23 protein-coding genes are annotated in these 20610 nt (G+C 47.0%); 6 read left to right on the top strand and 17 right to left on the bottom strand.

Annotation, left to right across the window (positions count from 1 at the left end; translation table 11 throughout):
* Position 1 precedes the first annotated feature (1 nt).
* Positions 2 to 2134, bottom strand: a complete 2133-nt coding sequence (locus AC1RRX_RS05425) for a glycosyltransferase family 39 protein (protein ID WP_144464005.1) — start codon at positions 2132 to 2134, stop codon at positions 2 to 4.
* Positions 2135 to 2316: 182 nt separating this feature from the next.
* Positions 2317 to 3267 (bottom strand): ring-cleaving dioxygenase, encoded by a 951-nt coding sequence (locus AC1RRX_RS05420; RefSeq protein ID WP_144464006.1) that lies wholly within the window; start codon positions 3265 to 3267, stop codon positions 2317 to 2319.
* A gap of 323 nt (positions 3268 to 3590) precedes the next feature.
* On the opposite strand from AC1RRX_RS05420, the gene AC1RRX_RS05415 reads away from it, so the two are divergent.
* The 6 genes from AC1RRX_RS05415 (at position 3591) to AC1RRX_RS05390 (ending at position 8066) form a co-directional block, all read left to right on the top strand.
* The gene (locus AC1RRX_RS05415; RefSeq protein ID WP_007407254.1) at positions 3591 to 4907 is read left to right on the top strand and encodes an APC family permease; all 1317 of its coding nucleotides are present in this window, start codon (positions 3591 to 3593) and stop codon (positions 4905 to 4907) included.
* A gap of 285 nt (positions 4908 to 5192) precedes the next feature.
* The gene (locus tag AC1RRX_RS05410; protein WP_003154804.1) at positions 5193 to 5810 is read left to right on the top strand and encodes a DUF47 domain-containing protein; all 618 of its coding nucleotides are present in this window, start codon (positions 5193 to 5195) and stop codon (positions 5808 to 5810) included.
* 12 nt (positions 5811 to 5822) lie between these two features.
* Positions 5823 to 6821, top strand: a complete 999-nt coding sequence (locus AC1RRX_RS05405) for an inorganic phosphate transporter (protein WP_020955696.1) — start codon at positions 5823 to 5825, stop codon at positions 6819 to 6821.
* Positions 6822 to 6925: 104 nt separating this feature from the next.
* Entirely contained in the window at positions 6926 to 7672 is a 747-nt protein-coding gene (locus tag AC1RRX_RS05400; RefSeq protein WP_094032372.1) for a type II toxin-antitoxin system SpoIISA family toxin, read from the top strand.
* A complete protein-coding gene (locus AC1RRX_RS05395) occupies positions 7673 to 7843 on the top strand; it encodes a type II toxin-antitoxin system SpoIISB family antitoxin (RefSeq protein WP_003154807.1) in 171 nt (56 codons plus the stop codon).
* Positions 7844 to 7940: 97 nt separating this feature from the next.
* Complete coding sequence (locus tag AC1RRX_RS05390) at positions 7941 to 8066, top strand: hypothetical protein (protein ID WP_023356844.1); 126 nt, start codon at positions 7941 to 7943, stop codon at positions 8064 to 8066.
* 33 nt (positions 8067 to 8099) lie between these two features.
* On the opposite strand, the gene AC1RRX_RS05385 is transcribed toward AC1RRX_RS05390, so the two are convergent.
* The 15 genes from AC1RRX_RS05385 to AC1RRX_RS05315 form a co-directional block, all read right to left on the bottom strand.
* Positions 8100 to 8978: an N-acetylmuramoyl-L-alanine amidase gene (locus AC1RRX_RS05385; protein ID WP_095352203.1), complete on the bottom strand. Its 879-nt coding sequence runs from the start codon at positions 8976 to 8978 to the stop codon at positions 8100 to 8102.
* Between the two features lie 13 nt (positions 8979 to 8991).
* Positions 8992 to 9255 (bottom strand): phage holin, encoded by a 264-nt coding sequence (locus AC1RRX_RS05380; protein ID WP_144464007.1) that lies wholly within the window; start codon positions 9253 to 9255, stop codon positions 8992 to 8994.
* A gap of 13 nt (positions 9256 to 9268) precedes the next feature.
* Positions 9269 to 9532 (bottom strand): hemolysin XhlA family protein, encoded by a 264-nt coding sequence (locus tag AC1RRX_RS05375; RefSeq protein ID WP_031378810.1) that lies wholly within the window; start codon positions 9530 to 9532, stop codon positions 9269 to 9271.
* Positions 9533 to 9583: 51 nt separating this feature from the next.
* Positions 9584 to 10345, bottom strand: a complete 762-nt coding sequence (locus AC1RRX_RS05370; RefSeq protein WP_144464008.1) for a phage portal protein — start codon at positions 10343 to 10345, stop codon at positions 9584 to 9586.
* 56 nt (positions 10346 to 10401) lie between these two features.
* Positions 10402 to 10599 carry an XkdX family protein gene (locus AC1RRX_RS05365; RefSeq protein WP_007610833.1) on the bottom strand — a complete coding sequence of 66 codons (198 nt, stop codon included), beginning with the start codon at positions 10597 to 10599 and terminating at the stop codon, positions 10402 to 10404.
* A gap of 4 nt (positions 10600 to 10603) precedes the next feature.
* Positions 10604 to 10975 (bottom strand): YomQ N-terminal domain-containing protein, encoded by a 372-nt coding sequence (locus tag AC1RRX_RS05360; protein ID WP_007407260.1) that lies wholly within the window; start codon positions 10973 to 10975, stop codon positions 10604 to 10606.
* A 12-nt stretch (positions 10976 to 10987) separates the two neighbouring features.
* Complete coding sequence (locus AC1RRX_RS05355) at positions 10988 to 12610, bottom strand: pyocin knob domain-containing protein (RefSeq protein WP_144464009.1); 1623 nt, start codon at positions 12608 to 12610, stop codon at positions 10988 to 10990.
* 2 nt (positions 12611 to 12612) lie between these two features.
* Positions 12613 to 12885 (bottom strand): hypothetical protein, encoded by a 273-nt coding sequence (locus AC1RRX_RS05350; RefSeq protein ID WP_003154822.1) that lies wholly within the window; start codon positions 12883 to 12885, stop codon positions 12613 to 12615.
* Complete coding sequence (locus AC1RRX_RS05345; protein WP_007407262.1) at positions 12882 to 13460, bottom strand: YmfQ family protein; 579 nt, start codon at positions 13458 to 13460, stop codon at positions 12882 to 12884. The genes AC1RRX_RS05350 and AC1RRX_RS05345 overlap by 4 nt, the downstream gene beginning before the upstream one ends.
* Positions 13444 to 14490 (bottom strand): baseplate J/gp47 family protein, encoded by a 1047-nt coding sequence (locus AC1RRX_RS05340; RefSeq protein ID WP_032871285.1) that lies wholly within the window; start codon positions 14488 to 14490, stop codon positions 13444 to 13446. Before AC1RRX_RS05340 ends, AC1RRX_RS05345 begins: the two co-directional genes overlap by 17 nt.
* Positions 14483 to 14908, bottom strand: coding sequence for a DUF2634 domain-containing protein (locus AC1RRX_RS05335; RefSeq protein ID WP_020955689.1), 426 nt, complete (start codon positions 14906 to 14908; stop codon positions 14483 to 14485). The genes AC1RRX_RS05340 and AC1RRX_RS05335 overlap by 8 nt, the downstream gene beginning before the upstream one ends.
* A gap of 103 nt (positions 14909 to 15011) precedes the next feature.
* Positions 15012 to 15278, bottom strand: a complete 267-nt coding sequence (locus AC1RRX_RS05330) for a DUF2577 family protein (protein WP_007610818.1) — start codon at positions 15276 to 15278, stop codon at positions 15012 to 15014.
* Positions 15278 to 16255, bottom strand: coding sequence for an XkdQ/YqbQ family protein (locus AC1RRX_RS05325; RefSeq protein ID WP_144464010.1), 978 nt, complete (start codon positions 16253 to 16255; stop codon positions 15278 to 15280). The genes AC1RRX_RS05330 and AC1RRX_RS05325 overlap by 1 nt, the downstream gene beginning before the upstream one ends.
* Positions 16256 to 16268: 13 nt before the next feature.
* Entirely contained in the window at positions 16269 to 16928 is a 660-nt protein-coding gene (locus AC1RRX_RS05320; protein WP_007407266.1) for a LysM peptidoglycan-binding domain-containing protein, read from the bottom strand.
* The coding region (locus AC1RRX_RS05315) for a transglycosylase SLT domain-containing protein (protein WP_492870896.1) at positions 16921 to 20610 on the bottom strand (3690 nt) is incomplete at its 5' end. The genes AC1RRX_RS05315 and AC1RRX_RS05320, both read right to left, overlap by 8 nt.

Here is a 20610-nt window from a genome sequence, read left to right as displayed (position 1 = left end):
CCTATTCATCAGATTGAAGTTCGTATAGCGAAGCTGACTGATTCATTCCGCCCGGCCCGCCGCTCATTCGGCTGTTTTTACCCGCGGCCTTGCTGCTTTTTGTATCAGCTGGATCACTATTTTTCGTTTTCTGATCTGTGCTTGATTGCCATTTATCTGAAGATACTTTCTTTCCGTTTTTCTCAACCCACTGCACAATATCGTTATTTCCGCCTTTGCCCATTCCGGATGTTAAGAAGTATTTTACTTTCCCTTCTTTTACGAGCTTTTTAAATTGAGTCAGCGTAATGGCCGGGTCAGACCCGCTGAATCCGCCGATCGCCATGACCGCTTTTTTCGTTTTAATAATGTAAGGCGCCGCCGTGTTGGAATCGGTTGCAGCAAATAGATAGTCCGCTCCGGCGTTATGTTTCTCTAAATAGTTGATCAGTTTTGTATTGACAGATGCGTTATCCATTCCCATGCCTTTTCCGCTTGTTGAAGCGAGCTGAGGGCCTGTTTCAGGCAATGAGCTGTTGCCTCCGTACAGAAGCGGTGTGCTCGCCCAATAAATCGGCATGACCATCAAGACGAGAAGGGCTGCAAGTGAAACATAATAACTTAGCGGTTTTTGGCGCTGTTTGAATACGAACAGGGCGATTGCTGCCACTGCGCCGAGAACGCCTGCTCCGATGCTCCAGCCTGCGCCGATTTGATCATTGTAGTTTCTGAGGATAAACAGCTCAAATCCGGTTGTCACAAGAATAGCGGCCGGCAATAGCCAAGTTTTCCATCCCGCCTGCTTGCGGTACAGATGAACGAGGGCGACCCATCCCGCACCGACAAGTGCCGCGATCGGAGGCGCCAGCATAATGAGATAATAATGGTGGAAAAATTCCGCCACACTGAAGAATCCGGCAATCGGCACAAGCCACGCTGTCCAAAAGATCGTTTCCTTCTGTTCTGCTGATAATCGTCTTCTTTCTCTCGCCCCGGCGATCAATAAACCGGCCATTCCAAAAATCGCAAACGGCAGGAGCCAGCTGATCTGATCAGATAATTCCGTTTGGAAAAGGCGCAGCGGACCAGGGGTTCCCGTTCCGAACATTCCTGAACCTGATTGCATTTTCGAGCCGGTGCCTGTACCGCTTTTTCCTCCGCCTCCGCCGCCATCTCCGCCGCTTGGAGGGCCTCCTTGACCGCCGCTTGGCATTTGGCCGTTAGATGGAGGTGCCGTCATACTGCCGGTTTGTGATTTGTCTCCGCTTGCTGACTGGCCAGGCGGTTTTTGCATTTGTGAAGAACCGCCGGAAGAAGACATCTCTTTCGATGCGTTTCCGTCCGGTCCGCCCTGGCCGCCGCCGGAACTTTGCCCTGTCAGCCGCTGAATCCCGTTATATCCGAAAGCCAATTCCAATACGGAGTTTGTCTGGCTGCTTCCGACATATGGCCTTTTGCCGGCAGGAATATTATCAACAATGAGCGGCCATGACAATGAAACGGCTGCTAAAACGGCTAACGCGCTTACCAATGAAATGATTTTTTTCTTAATCGTGGTGTTTGCCGCAATCATATAGAACAGCAAGAAGGCCGGCAAAATCATATAAGCCTGAAGCATTTTTGTGTTAAAGCCTGCTCCGACGACAAAAAATGCCGCCAAAAGCCAGATCAGTCTGCCTTTTCTGATCGCTTTAAAGAGAAGCCATGTGGCGAACAAGAGGAAAAAGACCAGTAAAGCATCGACATTGTTCGTCCGCGCGACCGCTACTGCGATCGGTGTACACGCCATGACAAATGAGGCGATGCGCGCCGCCGTTTTTCCGAACGTCGGCTTTATTAATAAGTACATGAATAGAACTGAACCTACACCCGCCAATGCCTGAGGCAGGATAACGCTCCACCCGTGCATACCGAATATCAGCGCGCTGATCGTTTGAATCTGGTATGTAACAGGCGGTTTATCTACCGTGATAAAACCGGCTGCGTCAAATGAAGCGTAAAAGAAATTATGAAAGCTTTGAAGCATACTCGTTACCGCTGCAGTGTAATAAGGATTCACCGTATCATCATTCCAGATGTTGTACATATTCAAGAATGCGGAAGCGAGTAAAATGAGAATGAAGACTGCGTCTATCTCGCGTTTTTTCATTTTCACCTGTGTTTTCACTCCTTTTGTTTAACTTTGAACAAGTGTAACAACCAAATGTGAAAAATTTATTAATAAACAAAGACAATTATTTTGCCGTTTACAAATAGGTAAAAAGAATGACAAAACGGGTAAAAAAGCAAAAAAAGATGCCCCCGTCAAGCCGGGAGGCATCTGTCATGATTTCTGATTTACTGTATCGGTTTCAGCCGTGCTTCTATTTCAGAACGGCGGTGTTCGAGATAAGGCGGGAGCGCAACCGTTTTGCCTAGCTCTTCAGGTTTTTCATCAACCATAAATCCCGGACCGTCCGTTGACAATTCAAACAGAATTCCGTTCGGCTCCCGGAAGTACAGCGCTTTGAAATAATAACGCTCTACAATGCCTGAGTTGCTGAAACCTTCTTTCGTAATGATGCGGTGCCATAAAGCAAGCTCCTCTTCATTCTGAACGCGGAAGGCCACATGGTGCACGCTGCCTTTTCCAGGACGCTCGCGCGGAAGATCGTTTCTTTCAATGAGATGGACTTCTGTACGCGCGCCTCCGTTTCCGGATTCGAGCACCGTAACCGTGCCCCGGTCTTCATGCGTTTCTTTCCCGATTTCAGTGAAGCCCAGCACATCGGTTAACACACGCAGCGTCGGTTCTGCATACGGGACGGTCAATTCAACGGGACCAAGACCGCGGAAAGAATATTCTTCCGGTATGCCGCTTTGCTTCACCGCTTCACCGATGTCTTTTCCTTTTTCGTCAGCTGTCAGCACAAGCCGCTGTCCTTCATGATCCCAAAAAGCGAGTGTCTCTCTGCCCGCTATTGTCATGATGTCGCCATGAGCGACCTGATGCTCTTCGAATCGTTTTTTCCAATATTGTAGCGCTTGTGCTTCCGGGACACGCAGGCCGATTGAAGAAATACTGTTTGTTCCCGCATGAAACGGCGCGATCCGCGGAATCTCGAAAAACGTCAATTCCGATCCCGGATTGGCTGATTCATCACCGTAAAATAAGTGATACATCGTCGGTTCATCCTGGTTTACCGATTTTTTCACAAGCTTCAGCCCCAGGATATTTCGATAAAAATCTAAATTTTTCTGCGCATCAGCCGTCAATGCTGATACATGGTGTATTCCATTAACTTTCATTATGTTATCCTCCAGTCAATTATCTCGATTTCGAGATATTTTATATATACAATTTATGTTATCCAGATCGTAAAGTCAACCCATCTGCTTCACAGACGGTCTGCAGACTGCCGTTCTCAAAATAACGAACTTTTGATATTAAAAAAACCATTAACGTTCGCTTTTAAAACGGTATTTTTTCCTTCTCAAAAGCATAAACCTTTATCTTTTAGGCAAAACACCAAAATCAGAAAATTTATTTTATTCGCGTTTCAGCAATTAGGGTTTACAATATGGAAAATAGTTTTTTCAGCATAACGATTTTACATCTGGAGGGAAAGGATATGCAGATTGAAGAGAACGGACTTAAAAAAGAGATCGGCCTTACCATCGCCCTCTCACTTGTTATCGGCACCATCATCGGTTCCGGCGTATTTATGAAACCAGGCGCCGTGCTTGCCTACTCCGGTGATGCGAAAACCGCGCTTATCGCGTGGCTGTTAGGAGGCATTTTGACGCTTGCCGGCGGCTTGACCGTTGCGGAAATCGGCACTCAGATTCCGAAAACGGGCGGACTTTATACATATCTAGAAGAAGTGTACGGCGAATTTTGGGGCTTTTTGTGCGGATGGGTTCAAATTATCATTTACGGCCCCGCCATTATCGGAGCAATCGGCTTGTATTTCGGCTCCTTGATGGCGCACTTGTTCAATTGGGATTCCGGCTGGTCTAAATTGATCGGGATTTCAGCCGTTTTGTTTTTAAGCATCATTAACATTATCGGAACGAAATATGGCGGCATCGTCCAGGGAATTACGACTGTCGGCAAATTGATTCCGATTATCTGCATGATCGTGTTCGGCCTTTGGAAAGGCGATCAGCATATTTTCACAGCCGTCACAAGCAGCATGTCGGACATGAATTTCGGCGCTGCCATACTGGCCACCTTGTTTGCTTATGACGGATGGATTCTGCTTGCGGCACTCGGCGGCGAAATGAAAAATCCGGAAAAGCTGCTCCCGAGAGCGATGACGGGCGGACTGCTGGTCGTCACCGCCATTTATCTTTTCATTAACTTTGCGCTGCTGCACATTCTTCCTGCGACCGACATCGTCAAACTCGGTGAAAATGCGACCGGCACCGCTGCCGGAATGCTGTTTGGCGACATCGGAGGAAAATTGATCAGCGTCGGAATCATCGTCAGCATCTTCGGCTGTTTAAACGGAAAGATTCTCGCTTTTCCGCGTGTCTCGTTTGCGATGGCGGAACGGAAACAGCTGCCGTTTGCCGGGCAGATTTCGCGGGTGCATCCGACGTTCCGCACCCCGTGGATTGCCGTGTCATTTCAGATCGCGCTGGCCATTATTTTTATGATCGCCAGCAATCCCGATAAGCTGTCTGAAATCTCTATTTTCATGATTTATATTTTTTACGTCATGGCCTTTTTCGCCGTGTTTATCCTCAGAAAAAAAAGCGGCGGAAAACCGCGCGCCTACAGCGTGCCTTTGTATCCGATCATTCCTGTTTTGGCCATCGCGGGTTCACTGTTTGTGCTGATCAGCACGATCATTACAGATACACTGAGCTGCGTGCTGTCCCTCTTGATCGGCCTCGCCGGGCTGCCGCTTTATTTTTGGCTGAAAAACGGCAGAAAAAACTGACAAAAACGGTTCCTTTTACGGGAGCCGTTTTTTTTCTGGCAAAATCACGTGCAAAAGTTGACAGCAAATTCACATCTTTTGTTATACTTTTTAAGCAAGATGTCTGAATTCGAAGTATGTTACGTTTTTTTGGCGAAGTGGGTAACATAAGAAAAACAGGATGAGACACGTTTTTACGAAAAAATCAAGAGGCGTTTTTTTCGACTTTATCTGTTTTTTTTCGACAAAAGGCTATATAATAATTTGATGTGTGCATTGTCTCATTCAAACAATGGAGGGTTTTTAATGATAAAAAGAAAAAAAGATAAGTTCTCACTCCTTTTAACAGAAATCGCAAAAAACATAGACGAAACCGCAGAATATTTTGTCAACTTTAAAGTGACGAACCAGACGACTTTAAAGGAATTTGCCGATACGTTAAAAGAGTTTGAAACAAAAGGAGATAATCATGTTCATGTCATGATTAAAGAGCTGAACAAAGCTTTTATCACTCCCATTGAACGTGAAGACATCCTTGAGCTGACAAACAGCCTCGATGACGTGCTTGACGGAATCGAACATTTTTCAGCAATGATGGAGATTTTCTCGATCACTTCTTCCGATGAGCATATCGATAAGTTCAGCGGATACATCAGAGAGTGCGCGAAGGAAATTTTAATCACGATTGAGCTGCTTGCAGAAAACCGATTGAAGGACATTCACCCTCACGCCATTAAAATTAAGGAATACGAGCACAGCTGTGATAACCTGCACCGTAAATCATTAAAAAATCTGTTCGGCACAGAAACCGATCCGATTAAAGTGATTCAGTACCGCGAGATTTACGAAACGCTTGAGGAAATTGCCGACTCTTGTCAAAGCGTTGCCAATAACCTTGAAACCATTATTATGAAAAACGCGTAACGAGGGGTTATAATGGATACTCTATTACTTTTAACGATATTAATTGTCATATGCGCTTTGGTATTTGACTTCATTAACGGATTTCACGATACCGCAAACGCAATCGCCACCTCAGTTTCGACAAAAGCGCTGAAGCCGCGGCACGCAATCGTCATGGCCGCCATCATGAACTTTCTCGGAGCGATGACATTTACCGGTGTGGCGAAAACCATTACAAAGGACATTGTGAATCCTTATACATTAGACAACGGGTCAGTTGTCATTCTGGCGGCTCTACTCGCCGCAATCGCCTGGAACTTGATCACATGGTATTTCGGCATTCCGAGCAGCTCTTCACATGCGATTATCGGAGCGATCGCCGGAGCGGCCATTGCAGCGTCAGGTTTTGCAACGCTTAATTATAAAGGGTTCATTAAGATTCTCGAAGCACTTATTTTATCACCGATCATCGCCTTTGTTCTCGGCTTTATCGTATATTCGATCGTGAAGCTGATTTTTAAAGACAGCAATCTGGCGAAAACAAATAAACGTTTCCGCAGAGTGCAGATTTTGACGGCTGCCATTCAGTCCTATACACACGGAACGAACGACGCGCAAAAAGCGATGGGTATCATTACGATGGCGCTTATGACGGCCAATTTACATAAAAGTGATGCCATTCCTTTTTGGGTGCAGCTCTCTTGTGCCCTGGCAATGGGTCTCGGCACATCCATCGGCGGCTGGAAAATCATTAAAACCGTCGGCGGAAAAATTATGAAAATCCGTCCGGTAAACGGCGTATCTGCCGACTTAACCGGCGCAGCCATTATTTTCGGGGCCACGTTTATTCATCTCCCTGTCAGCACGACGCACGTCATTTCGTCTTCCATTCTCGGTGTGGGCGCTTCCCACCGCGTAAAAGGCGTAAACTGGGGAACGGCTAAACGGATGCTCATTACATGGGTCATCACCCTGCCGATTGCAGGTACACTCGGCGCCATCGCCTTTTTCATCTTAGATCTGTTTTTCTGATGACATCCGCTTCTTTACAGAAGCGGTTTTTTTTGTGACAGGAAAATGATGTCATGACATAGAATGAACATAGCAGACCATTTTTCAAATTGTGAGGGATGCTCATGCTTTTGTTTTTTCAGATTATGGTGTGGACGATGGCTGCCGCACTCATTTTATATGTGTACGCATCCTGGCGGTATGAGGCAAAGGTAAAAGAAAAAATGTTTGCCATCCGTAAAACGTGGTATTTACTATTTGTACTGGGCTCCATGGTCTATTGGACATATGATCCTGAATCGCTCTTTGCCGCATGGAGACAATATTTGATTGTTGCCGTCTGCTTTGCCCTTATTGATGCGTTTATCTTTTTGAGCGCGTATATCAAAAAGCTCGCCGGCAATGAATTAGAGACGGATACGCGGGAAATTTTAGAAGAAAATAACGAAATGCTTCACTCCTATCTTGAAAAACTGAAAACCTATCAATATCTGTTGAAAAATGAACCGATCCATGTATATTATGGAAGTACAGAAGCTTATGCGGAAGGCATCAGCAGACTGCTGGCCGCTTATGCCGAAAAAATGAATGTCACGGCTTCCTTGTGCGACTATTCCGCACAAGCGGATAAGGACCGCTTGACGGAGCATATGCCTGATGCGGCGGACGTTCAGTCCCGTCTTAACCGTAAAGACGTCTACTATGATCAAAAAGGCAGGCTTGTGCTTATTCCGTTTACAGTCCAGAACCGCCATTACGTGATCAAACTCACGTCGGAAAACCTGTTGACGGAATTCGATTATTTGCTTTTCACATCGCTAACGAGCATTTATGATTTAATGCTGCCAATAGAAGAGGAAGGTGACGGTTAAATGGAGCAGGCATTTCAAAACGGGCAGCCGGAACAAAGAGCGAAACCGTTCAAAATGTTTAAAAAACGTTCAATGACAAGTATCGCAAGTTACCAGGTCAGCCCTCATACCGCCAGAATTTTCAAAGAAAACGAGCGGCTGATTGACAAGTATAAACAAAAAAAAGCTTGATTACACTAAGGACAGGAGACACGGCTCTTGTCCTTATTCCTTTTTTTCCTTATCTTTCATATAATAAAACCAACAAAGAGATGCGACAGGTGATGATGTGAAGAAAATTGTCAGGCGCGTAAAGTTTGTGGATTACGGACGCTTCGGGCTTTCCGCTTATTCGCTGAGGATGCGGGCGAGGAATCTCAGGCTATTGAACCGGTTAAAAAAGAAAAAAGGCTGAATCCCGCAATGTGAACGGGACTCAGCTTTTTTGTTAAAGCTGCATCAGAATTTTCGCTTTTACAGCGGGACCGTAGACGCCGTCAGACGTCAGTCCGTTTACAGATTGGAAGCGGGCCACGGCATCTGCGGTTTTCGGACCGTAGATACCGTCAATTCCGTTATTGACAGCTCCTTTTTCAGGATAGAAATAAAGCGCGGCGAGCGCGTTTTGCACCTGGTATACCTTTTCGCCGGACGTGTACGGCTCTGTCAGCTGAATCACCTCGTCCGGAAGAGAATACAGTGCTTCAACCGGCGGGCTGACGATCAGTACTTGTCCGACTTTAATCAGGTTCGGGTCAGCGATGTTATTCCATTTCTGCAGATCGGCCACGCTGACGCCGAATTTCCGCGCGATCGCTGACAGCGTATCTCCTTTTTGGACGGAATACGTCTGTCTTTCCCCAGAACCGATTCCCGCTTTAAACTCATCCCATGTATCCAACAGTCTTCTCGGACAAAGCTTTCCTGACCAATGCTTGTGCGCAACGACGTTTGCAAGCGGAATGCCGTGCGAGGTCATTAATGTGCGGATGAGCCATTGGGCGTTTGCCACGGCCTGTGAAAAGTTGCCGTCTGCGTTTTCACAAATTTCAATACCGATGGATTTACGGTTGCCGTCCCCGTTTCCGTCACCGGCATGCCAGCCGTTTTCGTTCAGCGGAAGATGCTGATAAATTTCCGTATCATCGACTGTGAAATGCCAGCTTGTCGGTGTATCAGGATTTTTCACATAGCTTGCGTGACTTTTGGCATTAGCTCCGACTGCGGTATTGGCTGTATTGTGCACCGTAATGTAAATCGGTGTCATTGCATAGCCTGGGCGGTTATTGTTTCCTGCCGGGATAAAATCCTGTGTGATTTTTACCATATTCTCATCTCTCCTATTTCGATAAATTGTTTATTTTTAATAAACCCTGCTGTTTTTTCCCTTTTGCTGTAACGTAATTGTTTTTAAACCAGGCGGCGGCAGTCGTTATGATTGTAAAAACGGCCGACCCGGCGGCATACAGCGTATCTGCAAGCTGGCTGACCTGGTCCTCCTGAATATTCAGCGGCGATTTGCCGAACATCAGCAAAGTTTGATTCAATAAAGCAAGCAAAAGAAGCACCGTCCTGACGACCGTGCCTTTGTCCGCGAATTTCATATCGGTTTCCCCCTTACTTTTGCAGCAGATTGTACATGATGGCGATGGCTCCGCCAATGACGCCCGTGCAGATTGCTGTCACGATCGCTCCTGTAATGGTCCGCTTAATCCATGTTGTGTTTTCGTCAATTTTGTTCAGTTTTTCGTTCAGCGTCATGATTTGCTGATCCTGCCGGTCGGATACCCGCTCTAATACGGCCACCCGCTGTTCAAGCACCTTTTGTTCACCTTTGATGCCTGCGAATTCTTTTTGCACCGCTTGTTCATCCAGAAGCACTTCAGCTCCCCCCTCTTACATTGTTCTCACCTCCCTTCGGAAGCTTCATTCTTACGAAAATGCCGTGCCTTTGATAGAAAGGCTCCCGCCGGAAATGCTTTTGATTTCCATGACGATTTCCTTAAAGCCGGCAATATCAAATGACCACACTTCTTCTGTGCCTGACGTACCGGCGGCTGATGTCCCGTCATCAGACTTGATTCCTCTGATCGGCACGTTTTTTCCCGAGATGGATCTCCCCCAAAACGCGACATGGCCCGACTCAGCCGTGCCGGTGATTTCGACGAGAAGTTTTTTCCAAGCGCCCGCCGAGAAGATGCTTCCCTCGCCCGCCTCTGCTGCATTTTCATGAAAAATCACGTCTGTATATGAAAACGCCATATCACCGCCCGAACCGACAGATTGGTATAAAACAAATTCGGACTGCTTTTGATTTCCGTTTTCAAAACGGAACCGGTAATATCGTTTTGTCAGGCAGACCCACCCCGAAGCGGTCAGCACTCCGCCTTTTACTGCGACAGAATGTGAAGCTGTCCACGAATTGTTATCCTCGCTCTCTTCGATAAAAAGAGTTCCGCTGCGGTCCGAATAAGCCCACCCCTGTGCTCTGTTTATTAAGACGGCTCCTAAACGGTCTTGTCCGAATTGGCTGTAAACTTCAATCGCTTCTAGCGGCGTATTGGTAAGAAGCTCTGCCATTCCGGACAAATCAGCAACCGGTGTGACATAATCGTTTTTGTTACCGCGATAAGCTTTTACTGCGCCGGGTCTGCCAAGTTGATCGGCGGGAAATTCAAATGAATGCTTTTTCATCGGCCGTCCTCCTTTTCTCATTTACTAAAAATGACAAATAAAAAAAGCCGTTTGGCTTATGACACAGCATTTTTATAATTTTCGTATGTTTCACCCGTTATTTCTTGAAATTCCTCAGGCGTGATATACTTCGCGGCCACACCTTCAGCCAGATCTTCGGCAGAGCAGTCATCATAGCCCATAGCTTGTTTTACCATTTCTATTGAGGCCCACTTATAAAACAAAGCGTAAACCCAAAAGTTAAGTCTCTTCATTTTTTCATTCTCCTTTTACGTTTAATAATTCTAATTTTAAAGACGCTAATTGCCTGCCGAGTGACTGCTGCGCTTGTTCGGCTGCTTTTCTGGCCAATTTCTCATTCGCCAGCTGTCCGCCGAGGCCTGCAAGCTGGTTTGAATCGGGAGCCGTATCTTTTTTTAAGCTGTCTTTATATGCTTCGTCAGCCGTTTCCACCCATTCTTGTTTCTCTTCATCAAAAAATGGGCGCCACATGCCTTCGCCGTTTATTTCCGGCGGAAAGTCCGCAGCGTTAGGAGGCATCATATAATCTCCTGTCTCAGAATCCGGATAAAGCTCAACCGGAGTGCCTGTATAAATGTTGTCATTGTCATACGGAAATATTAATTTCATATTCTCGCTCCTTTACGTGAGTGCCAAAACAAGGTCAATATAATAACCGTTCACGTTATTTTCTATATTGGCCATAATTCCCGTCAGCTTCATATCTCCATTAGAATAAATAATAAATTTGCTGTAACCGGTGGTGCCGCTGGCTGCAACCATCGTCACAACGCCTTTGGCCGGCGCACAAGAGGATGGCACACTCCCGAATACCACTTCTCTGTCCGTAAGAACGTGTCCGTTCAGGTGAAGGGTGTTTCCCACTTTGCGGTATTGAAGCGGCCTGTCTCCTGATTTAGCGCCATTTTTATAAGGAACATTGATCCAAGGTACATTCTCAGTATCAAGTTCAGTAACGAGGCGCCGCCAGCCCTGCCAGCCCAAGTTCAAATCCAAATAGTTCGTGAACATATTATTTTTATAATCGACGGCAATGACATACCCAAACGTTCCCTTTCCCTCACTGTCAAGAGAGGTAAAATGAAACATGCCGCGGGTCGAAGCGTTGCTCGGACTGTTTGCCGCTTTGCCGGTTGAATAAAAGGTGCCGAACGCCCTGCCGTTTTTAACGATTTTTTCAAGAAAGTTATCATCATCACCAATTGTAAGAAGATAGCCGCCGTTATCGTTTGTTATTTTCGAAAGCTGTGCGCCGTTCCAGATATTTTTATCCGCCTGTGTGACATGGATGTCTTTTTTATTGGCGTGAGCGTCTACTTTTGCTTGAGAGCCTGCATCTGTTTCTCTTTGGCTCCATTCCGACCATACGCCTTTAGTGCTGAAACTTCGGACGTATATGGGATTTCCGGCGGTCACTGTGTCTATAAACATTTGGACAAACGTCGGTGATGCTCCGCGGGTTCTTTGCATTACAATTAATTGTCCGTATTCCGCAGGCTTATTTTCCGTATGCTGAACTGATATATAGTAGATACCGGACGTTTTTATATTGTCTAAGTTTGTTTCCGTTACCGTTTTAGCATTCCCGTCATTGTCAGTCAGATTGAATAACTGCCCTGCATTCCATTTGTCTTTGTCAGACTTGGTTACATGAAGATCTGTTTTGTCGGCATGCTCATTTACTTTTGCTTGTGCTCCGGCAGCTGTTTCAAATGGCATCCATTCCGTCCAGATGCCGTTTTTCAGCGTTTTTCTCCAAAATCCCCCGTCATCTGAGAAAGCGGCCGCCTCTCCGTTATTCTTTGAAGAATAAAGGTATATACCCTCTGACGGTTTAGGCGGGGTATTTACTCCAGTTGCAGCCGCTGAGAAAGTAAAGGTCTTATTCTGGCTGGCAGCGGTCTGATGAAAATCCTGTCCGTCAGAGATATCAATAAAAGCGGAGCCATTATCTTTTGTCATTTTAGACAATTGCCCGTTATTCCACTTCTGGCGCTCTTCCTTCGTCACATGCCGGTCCAGATCTTGATTGTGCTGATCAAAATCTTTCTTTGCTGCCTGCTGGACATTGTCTACGTTTCCGAGACCGATTTGCGCCTTTGTCGTTTTGTGCGGGTTGTTCATGTCGTTTTTATGGGCCGCCAGATCCGTGTGTGCGTCATTTATGCCTTTTTCCCAGCGGTTGACGTCATCTTCGTTAATCGGATCGTCCGGAAGCCAGTCTGTTTTTTCTTCGTAAGCCATCGTTACACCACCTCAAAGGTAAATCTTAAATCAAGCGTTCTGTTATTACTGAGATCTAAATTTGTTTTTCGTTCTGTGATGACGCTTCCTGTTTCGTCAAGCATCTGCACGGTTTCAATGTGTTTGACGTCTTCTTCCCTGCGTGTGAGAACGGTGACTGCGGCATCTTTTACGGAAATGTCCGCAATTGGAGTTTCTTTTCCGTTTAACAGCACTTTTGTGATCCTGTTTTTCAGATCGGCTGCGGCACGCTGTCTGTAAGCGGCTGATATCATGGTAAGACCACCTCGTTATTGTTGAGTGTGACGGAATAACCGACCTTCAGTTCACTGACTTTTCGGTATCTCCGATTGTTGAGAATGACCCGGTCTTTGATTTCCAGTGTTTCGTTTAATGCGGCTCTCAGTGTATACGCCAAATGAGCGGGTTTGATTTTTTCAAGCGTTTCAATCAGCTCGTTCATGTGCTGCAGGTCATCAAGCCCGATATCGGCATAAAAACGATACTGCCCCGGAAACATCCGAACGTAAGCTGACGGATGTTTTAAAAAACGGTTTAGCGCCTGCTCGATCGCTTGATGTGTGATGGGCGGAATATTCGACATCTTTGAAATCAGCCTGAGCCGTCTCATATCCTCCGTGTCACCTGATTCCCGCGGTATTTTTAATATTTTTTCCCAGCGGTCAAGCCCCCACGTCGCCGTCGTGATAAAGAGCTGATCTGTCAAATCGAAAATATCGTTATTCTGCCGCTCAAACTCAGGAGCTTCCGCCTCAAGCAGTTGTGCCATCTCCTTTAATCGGGTTAAAAACGGCGGGAGGTACGCCGTCATCTCATCGAGTCTGCTCAAGGATTATCACCTCTTTGAGTTTAGGAATTTCCACGTCACTGAGCACGAGGTTTTCCGCCGCACCGTTCATTTTGATATCGGCGTAGTCACTGACGGATGCCGAGTTATAAACGATGTTGTTTATTTGTGATAAACGGACGGTGTTTTCTTCGAAGGCCATTTTCTTAAATAAATTCAGGACGCCTTTTTCAATCTCCGCTTTCACGTCATCGATCGAGCTGTTCAGCTCAGGCAGCACGGAAGCGGAGATTTCGATTTCCTTCCATACGGCGCTTTCCACCGTTACTGCCGCTCCGATCGGCGCCTGTCCTTCTCCCTGCCCTTCGTCCGGATCAATATAATCCTTTACTTTCTTGATCAGAATATCTGATGCCGGTTCCAAATTCGCATTTGTGATGACAACCTTCACCGTTCCGGCTCCGTTCCAAAGCGGAAAGATTTTCGCCCTGCCGACGCCGTCAACCTCTTCGGCCCATTGTTTATAATGCTGTTTATTTGCGCTGACTGCCTCCCGGCGGACACGGGTAAAATAGCGCGTCCTTAAGCTGCTGTCATCTTCTTCTTCACGGCCGGGAATTAATATATCGCCCATGACCGCTTTCTCAAGCCCGGGAATCGTATCAAGCGGCAGCAGATTTTGACCTGTAATGCCGGCATTGCCCGCTTCTCCGGCCGTTTCACACTCGAGCGTTCCATCCTCCGTATATTGAAAATACAGGTTATCAACGAAGAAACGGGAGCCTGGCGGAATGGTGATGCCCGCTGTGAATTCTCCGGCTCTGACCGCTTTTGTGGCAGGTGTTCGTTCAATTCCCGCTTCAGCAGCCCGCCTGTCCAGAAATTCTCCCTGAGCCGTATCGGAAAACACGAGCTCCAGCACGGTATCAAGCCAAATATAAGACTTTGCGAGCTCAGCGGCCGCAGGCGCGAGCGCATTGTAAATGACGCTGCCTTCTCTCGTATCAATATCTGCCGTAATGCGCGCCAGCATTCTGTCCATAATGTCGTCAAACGTCTGAGCTTCAAACATCCTCACCCAGCACCTCCTCTATCTCAAGCATGCCCTCATCAGTTTCAACGGTAAAAGAGACGGTGAAGGCATCATCTTTTTTCTCAATCTCAAAATTGGTAACAGCCAAAATACGGTCATCATACAGCAAGGCTTCTTCTATCAGTCTTGGAATCTCCATTTTTTTATAAGCATCCGTCGTGTTCTGATCTGAAAGCACTTCCTGAAGTTCGTTTCCAATATCATGGCTGAAAACCGAATATGAATACCGTTCTGTGTGAAGAGCGATATAGACGAATTGTCTGATTGCGTCCAGTCCGTTTATCAGTTCATTGGTAATCCGGTTGTTTTCAAAATCAATTCGGTAGGTTTGTGAAGTCTCAACGGCCTCACTCGCATCCTCCAAATCTTCAAATTCGATTTCCGGTGTCAGGGCCATTGCACCCGCTCCTTTTAGATTTGATCATGTAAAAAAGCCCTCTTCGGATGATGAAGCGGCTTTAATAGGCTGATATTCTGGTACAGTTCCGTCCGAATGCCGGTTAAATTTTGTCCAGTACAAAGAAAGACTGTCCTCCTGTTAAAGCGGCGGTCATCACCCGATCTCCCGCCTGGAGCTGATCATCTTCTCCGGATCTCAGCCGCTTCGGTACAATGAGTGCATCAGACGGAATCAAAAGTTTGTCGTGATCTTTCAGTTTCAGCTCGAGCGGCGAAACGGAGGTCACTTCGGCCGGCATCAGCTCCACCGGCGCTTCGGCGTCAACCGCTCCGACGGCTAAATGTTTAATGGCATCACTTAATCTCATCAGGATGTCCCCTCCGGAAGTGAATTTTTCTCCGTGACGTCAATCGTCATGGTATGTTTTGTTCCTTGGAATTCATGGCGGTCCGTATCTACATAATAGGTTTTCTTCAGCCCGATTTCCGGAATTGAGATATAGACAGGCAATCCGCTTTCCAACCCAGGAATACCGATCGCCTGTATATTTTTCAGCTCTTTCTTAACGCCTTTTTTCTCAGCCTGCTTCACTTTTGCGCGCTGTTTCAGCTGGGCTTCATTAATGTCGTCAGAAACCGTTTCGGTATACTGCAAAACGCCGAATGTTTTCATGCCCGCGCTGTCTGCGGCGGAAGCCTTCACGGTTTTATTGTCTTTTTGCAGCCGCATGACGACACGGGTTGCGGTGTCATCAATTGAGGTGCTGTATTGATACCCTGTGATATTAACTCCTGTTTCCAGCACCCATATGTCAGACGGCTCCGGCCATTCACGCAAGCCGAGCCTGCCTTTTTCTGAATAGAGCTGATAATTGCGCCCCGTCTGGCTTTTTGTCTGCTTTAACGCTTTTAGCATCATATCGTAAAGGCTTGTATCATTTTTAAAAACGAGTGATTTAATGGTATGGCCTGTGTTGGCAATGGATGTGACGGGAATTTGAAAATCGCTGGCGATCCTTTTCAATATTTGATCGGCGCGCTTGTTGGAAAACACGTAAACGTCCTGGTTTTTCACAAGGTATTGAAGCATATCGTATGCGGTGAAGGCGATGGTTTGCTCATCGGGCGTTCTTGCAAAGACAATGCCGCGGAATAGTTCTTTTCCGTTCCATTTGAACAAAACCGTATCCCCCTCTGATACACCGTAATACGTCTGGCTGCCCTGCTTTACGACAATCGTCGCTTCGATGGAGCGGGGCGCCTGATATCTGTGTCCTTCCAGCGTTACGCTTTCTGTGACAAGCTCGAGCCACTCCGTTTCTTTTATGACAAATAGTTCAATCATCTTTTCACCCGTTTCATTGCGGTATCTTCAGCTTCTGCCCCGGGAAGATCCAATGCCCCGGCTGCCGGATATTCCTTTTGCTGCGCTTAATCATGGCGGTTTTATTCGCGTTCCAGATTTTCCGCCACTCCGTGTGTTTTCCGTAAAACTTACCGGCGATGTCCCAAAGCGTATCCCCTTTTTTGACGGTATATGTTTTGGGTGAAACTTTGGACGGGCGCTTCACTTTCGTTTTTTTCTTTTGTTTGATTTTTCTTGGCGAAGCGGTTTTATATTCTTTTAGTACGATATCAAAATTCCGGTCGCCGATTTCATTGTCACCTTCGCTGTAATTGAAGCTTTCAATGCTGCATGTGACATTAACTTTTGTTCCTGTAATCAAAAACTGAACGGGTTTTTTCGCTTTCATCCATGCTTCAATGGCTGAAATGGCTTTTTCCGGCGAAGGGATGCTTTGATATTCGGCAATCGGGCTGTACCGTTTCGGAAAAAAAGAAGAGAACGAAATTTCTTTCGCTCCCAGTTCTTCGATAAACGTCACCTCTCCAAGTCCGGTGACTTTCACGGAATCATTCTGCACGCTGTTTGCGATATCAATCGCTTCAGGGAGAACGGGAAGCCGGAGCTTGTCCTTCCCCTGAGACAGCCAAAATTCGTAAACAGATTTAGTCAAAAGCAACGGCCCCCTTTGCTCCGGTATAAATGTCTTTTTGCAGTTCATCAATCAGCGCCTGTTTGATTTTGGCGGCGAGGCTGTCGGCGTCCTGTCCGTTATGGAAATGCTGATCGCCGCTGAATTCGATTTTAATTTCTTTTGTTCCCATTTTTTGAACGGTTTGTCCGCCGCCTTTAACGGCTGCGGAAACCGTGCCGGCTGAAAGCGCCGCCGGTTCCGTCTGGGACGGATCGGACACTTCCATGCCGAGCGCTTGAGCGGCTTGTTGCAGCAGATAACGGCCGCGGATGCCCCGCTCTTCAGGGATGATCCACTCCCGTTTGTTCCCTTCGCCGACACGGGCGATCTGCTCCTTGGTAATCAGACCCCCATTGGCATAACCGACGTAAGGGCCTCCATGAGCCATACTTTTAATCCCGGGGACATTGCTGATCGAGCCGTATCGGCTTTTAATATAGCCGATAGCGGCAGCGGCGTTGTGAATTGGATTTCTGATATCATTCATGCCCGGCGCTTTGTGATCTTCAAAGGTGCTCGGAATCGTCTGCATAAGCCCCTGTGATGGGTGTCCGGCTTTGGCGTTGCTGTCCCATAGATTAATGGAATTAGGGTTGCCGCCTGACTCATGCTGTGCGATCGTCATTAATCCCGGAAGCCAGCTGATCGGCGTATTGGTTGCTTTCATTGCGGCCAAAAGCCACTCTTTGACGCTTCCTCCCGCTGCACCCATGCCGGAAAAGGCTGCTGCAAGCGAGCCTGCCTGTTTTTCGGCGTATTTTTTCACGTCAACTGAGCCGAGCCCTTTGACGACGCCGACTGAAGCAAAGCGCCCGAGGCTCATCATGACACGGGAAGGAGAGTGAATATCAAGCTCTTCCCTGAATGCGTCCTCGACTTTTTTGGCCATATCTTTGGCCGCCTGTTTGACTTCGCTTCCTTTTGCAGTCATCCCTGATACGAAGTGTCCGATCAGGCCTGACCCCCAGCCGTTCGCGGAATCTCTTGATTGCACAAACGGTTTATTGATATGTGTGCTTACGTATTGCGACGTTCCCGTATCTTTTGCATTCTGTCCGGCCGAATATCCTTTCACCGTTGCGGCGCCCCATGATGACGATTGATTAACCGCCGATTGATAAGGTGTTTTCACCTTCGTTTTTAAAAATGAATCGGTGCCCGTCGGTGAAGTATTCTGACCTTTGGCATAGCCCGCAACGACTTGCTTTCCGTAACCGGATGAAGACGAAATGAGGGTATTGAACGGCGCTCCGATGTTTTTTTCCTTCCAGCCGTCCATATCCACCGCTTTTTTGCTGATTCCGCTGTCAAAGCCTTCAGTAAACTGTTTGCCGAGTGATGAAGCCGTCCCGGCAAATCCGGAAGAATCCACAGACGCTGCGGCCGATACAGATGCAGAAGAAGAAACACCGCCCGCTCCCGCCGGTGCAGCGGAAGACTGGGCCGAAGCCGCGCCCATATCATCGACAACACGCATGCCGAGCTTAGACGCAGCTTGTGAAAGCAGCATCTTTCCGCGTCCGCGATTGTTGTCAACGGGAATGACAAATTCTTTACCGGCTTCACCGATCCAGGAAATGGTCGGCTTTGTAATGTAGCCGCCCGTGGCGTTTTTGTCCGTTTTCTTTTTATCTCCGCCGCCTCCTGTGACAAAGTTCATTATGCCTGAAATCATTTTGCCGCCGGTTTTATCCCAAATCTTTTTCACCCAGTCGAATGCTGCAGAAAAAGCATCTGATATGGCTGTTCCCACTTTTACAAGAGGTTCTTTTATATGTTTCTCAAACCATCCGCTTAACCCTTTCCATATATCCTTTACCGTATCTAAAGCAGTCTGGAAAGCATCTGATATTCCTTTACCGACATTTTTCACCATGTCTTTCACCGGATTCCAGACAGTATCCATGAACCAGCCGGAAACCGTACTGAAAACAGATTTAATTTTATCCCAAGCTCCTGTGATTTTACTCCAAATGGACGTCGCCACTCCGACGACAGCCGATTTTACGGGCCCCCACACCGTGCTCATAAACCAGCCGGATACGGTGCTGAAGACACCTTGAATCGTCGTCCACGCATTCACGATATTTGACCAGATGCTTGTCGCCACTCCGACGACAGCCGATGAAACCGGCGTCCATACATTTTCCATGAACCAGGATGAAACGCTTCCCCAAGTATCTTGTATTGTTGTCCAAGCACTTTGCGCCGCTTTGGAAATATCATTCCACGTGTCTTTCAAAGCTCCTGAATCAAAGGCCTCTCCCAAGCTGGAACCGCCTAAACTGCCGGCGATGCCGCCTACCGCGCCGCCGATTAATGTGCCTACTCCGGGAACAACGCTGCCGATTGCCGCTCCGGCCGCGGCTCCGGCAAGACCGCCGCCTGCTGAGCCGACCTTCTCTCCTGCATTATCTTTATTGATGCCGGCTAAATCAGTAAGTGATAACAATTCACCTATGCCGGGAATTCCTTTAGCGGCACCTTTTAACCCTTTCATACCGCCTTTTAGCGCCTTTGAATCTCCCAAGCCTTTCAAAAGCGCGCCGATGCCTTTACCTGCCCCTTTTGTTTTCGGCGTGTTTACGGATGCCTGTTTGCTTTCCTTTACGGAGGAACCTCTTTTCGAGGATTTATTTCGCCCTTCGACTGTACTGCTATTGCCCCTCGTCACTCCGGTACAGCAGCAGCAGCCCCCCAAAGCCCCGCCGGTTTTTTTGGCTGACTTTCCTGAAGATTTTGGCGCTGTTACCGTGCGCTGTGAACCCTTTGCCAGATCAGGACGCTTCGGGCCGTTGGAGCCGCCGGCAGTAAGGCCGCCCTTACTCTTTTCTTTTTTCGTGCCGCCTCCTAATAATCCGCCGATATTGAGTTTGCCTAATTTTTCAGCGATTCCTGAAAATATTTTTTCTATTAATTCCCCGGCTTTTTCGATGATTTTGTCCGGGCTGAATTTCTCAAATTTCTTGGCAATCTTGCTGACAATTTTATCAACAAATGCCTCAGCTTTTTCGATGATCGCATCAGGACTGAATTTGCCGAACTTTTTATCAATGCCTCCGAACAGTGAGGATGTAAACTGCTCCACTTTTTCCAAAATCTTATCCGGATTGAGAAAATCGAATTTCTCAGAAATTCGGTCAATCGTGTCATTTACAAATTGTTCGGCGCGGTCGATTAGCTTATCAGGACTGAATTTACCGACAACGTCGTCGACTTTCTTCATAAACGAATCAGTAAAATGATCCAGCTCTTTCAATATGGTCTCCGGACTGAATTTGCTGACAACGTCATCTATCTTTTTCATAAATGAATCAGTGAATTTATCCAGTTCTTTCAATATGGTCTCCGGACTGAATTTACTCACAACCCCGTCTACCTTTTTCATAAATGAATCAGCGAATCTATCCAGCTCTGCTAAAATCGTCTCCGGGCTGAATTTGCTTGCGATTTCGTTCACTTTCCCCATGAATGAGGTCGTGAATTTATCCAGTTCTGCCAAAATCGTTGCCGGGCTGAATTTGCTCGCGATTTCGTCTACTTTTCCCATGAATGAGCTCGTGAACTTGTCCAATTCTGCTAAAATCGTCTCCGGGCTGAATTTGCTTGCGATCTCGTCCACTTTTCCCATGAATGACGTTGTGAACTTATCCAGTTCGGT

It is taken from the genome of Bacillus sp. GW821-FHT11D08 (assembly GCF_058808515.1).
This window is presented reverse-complemented; position numbering and strand designations above follow the sequence as displayed.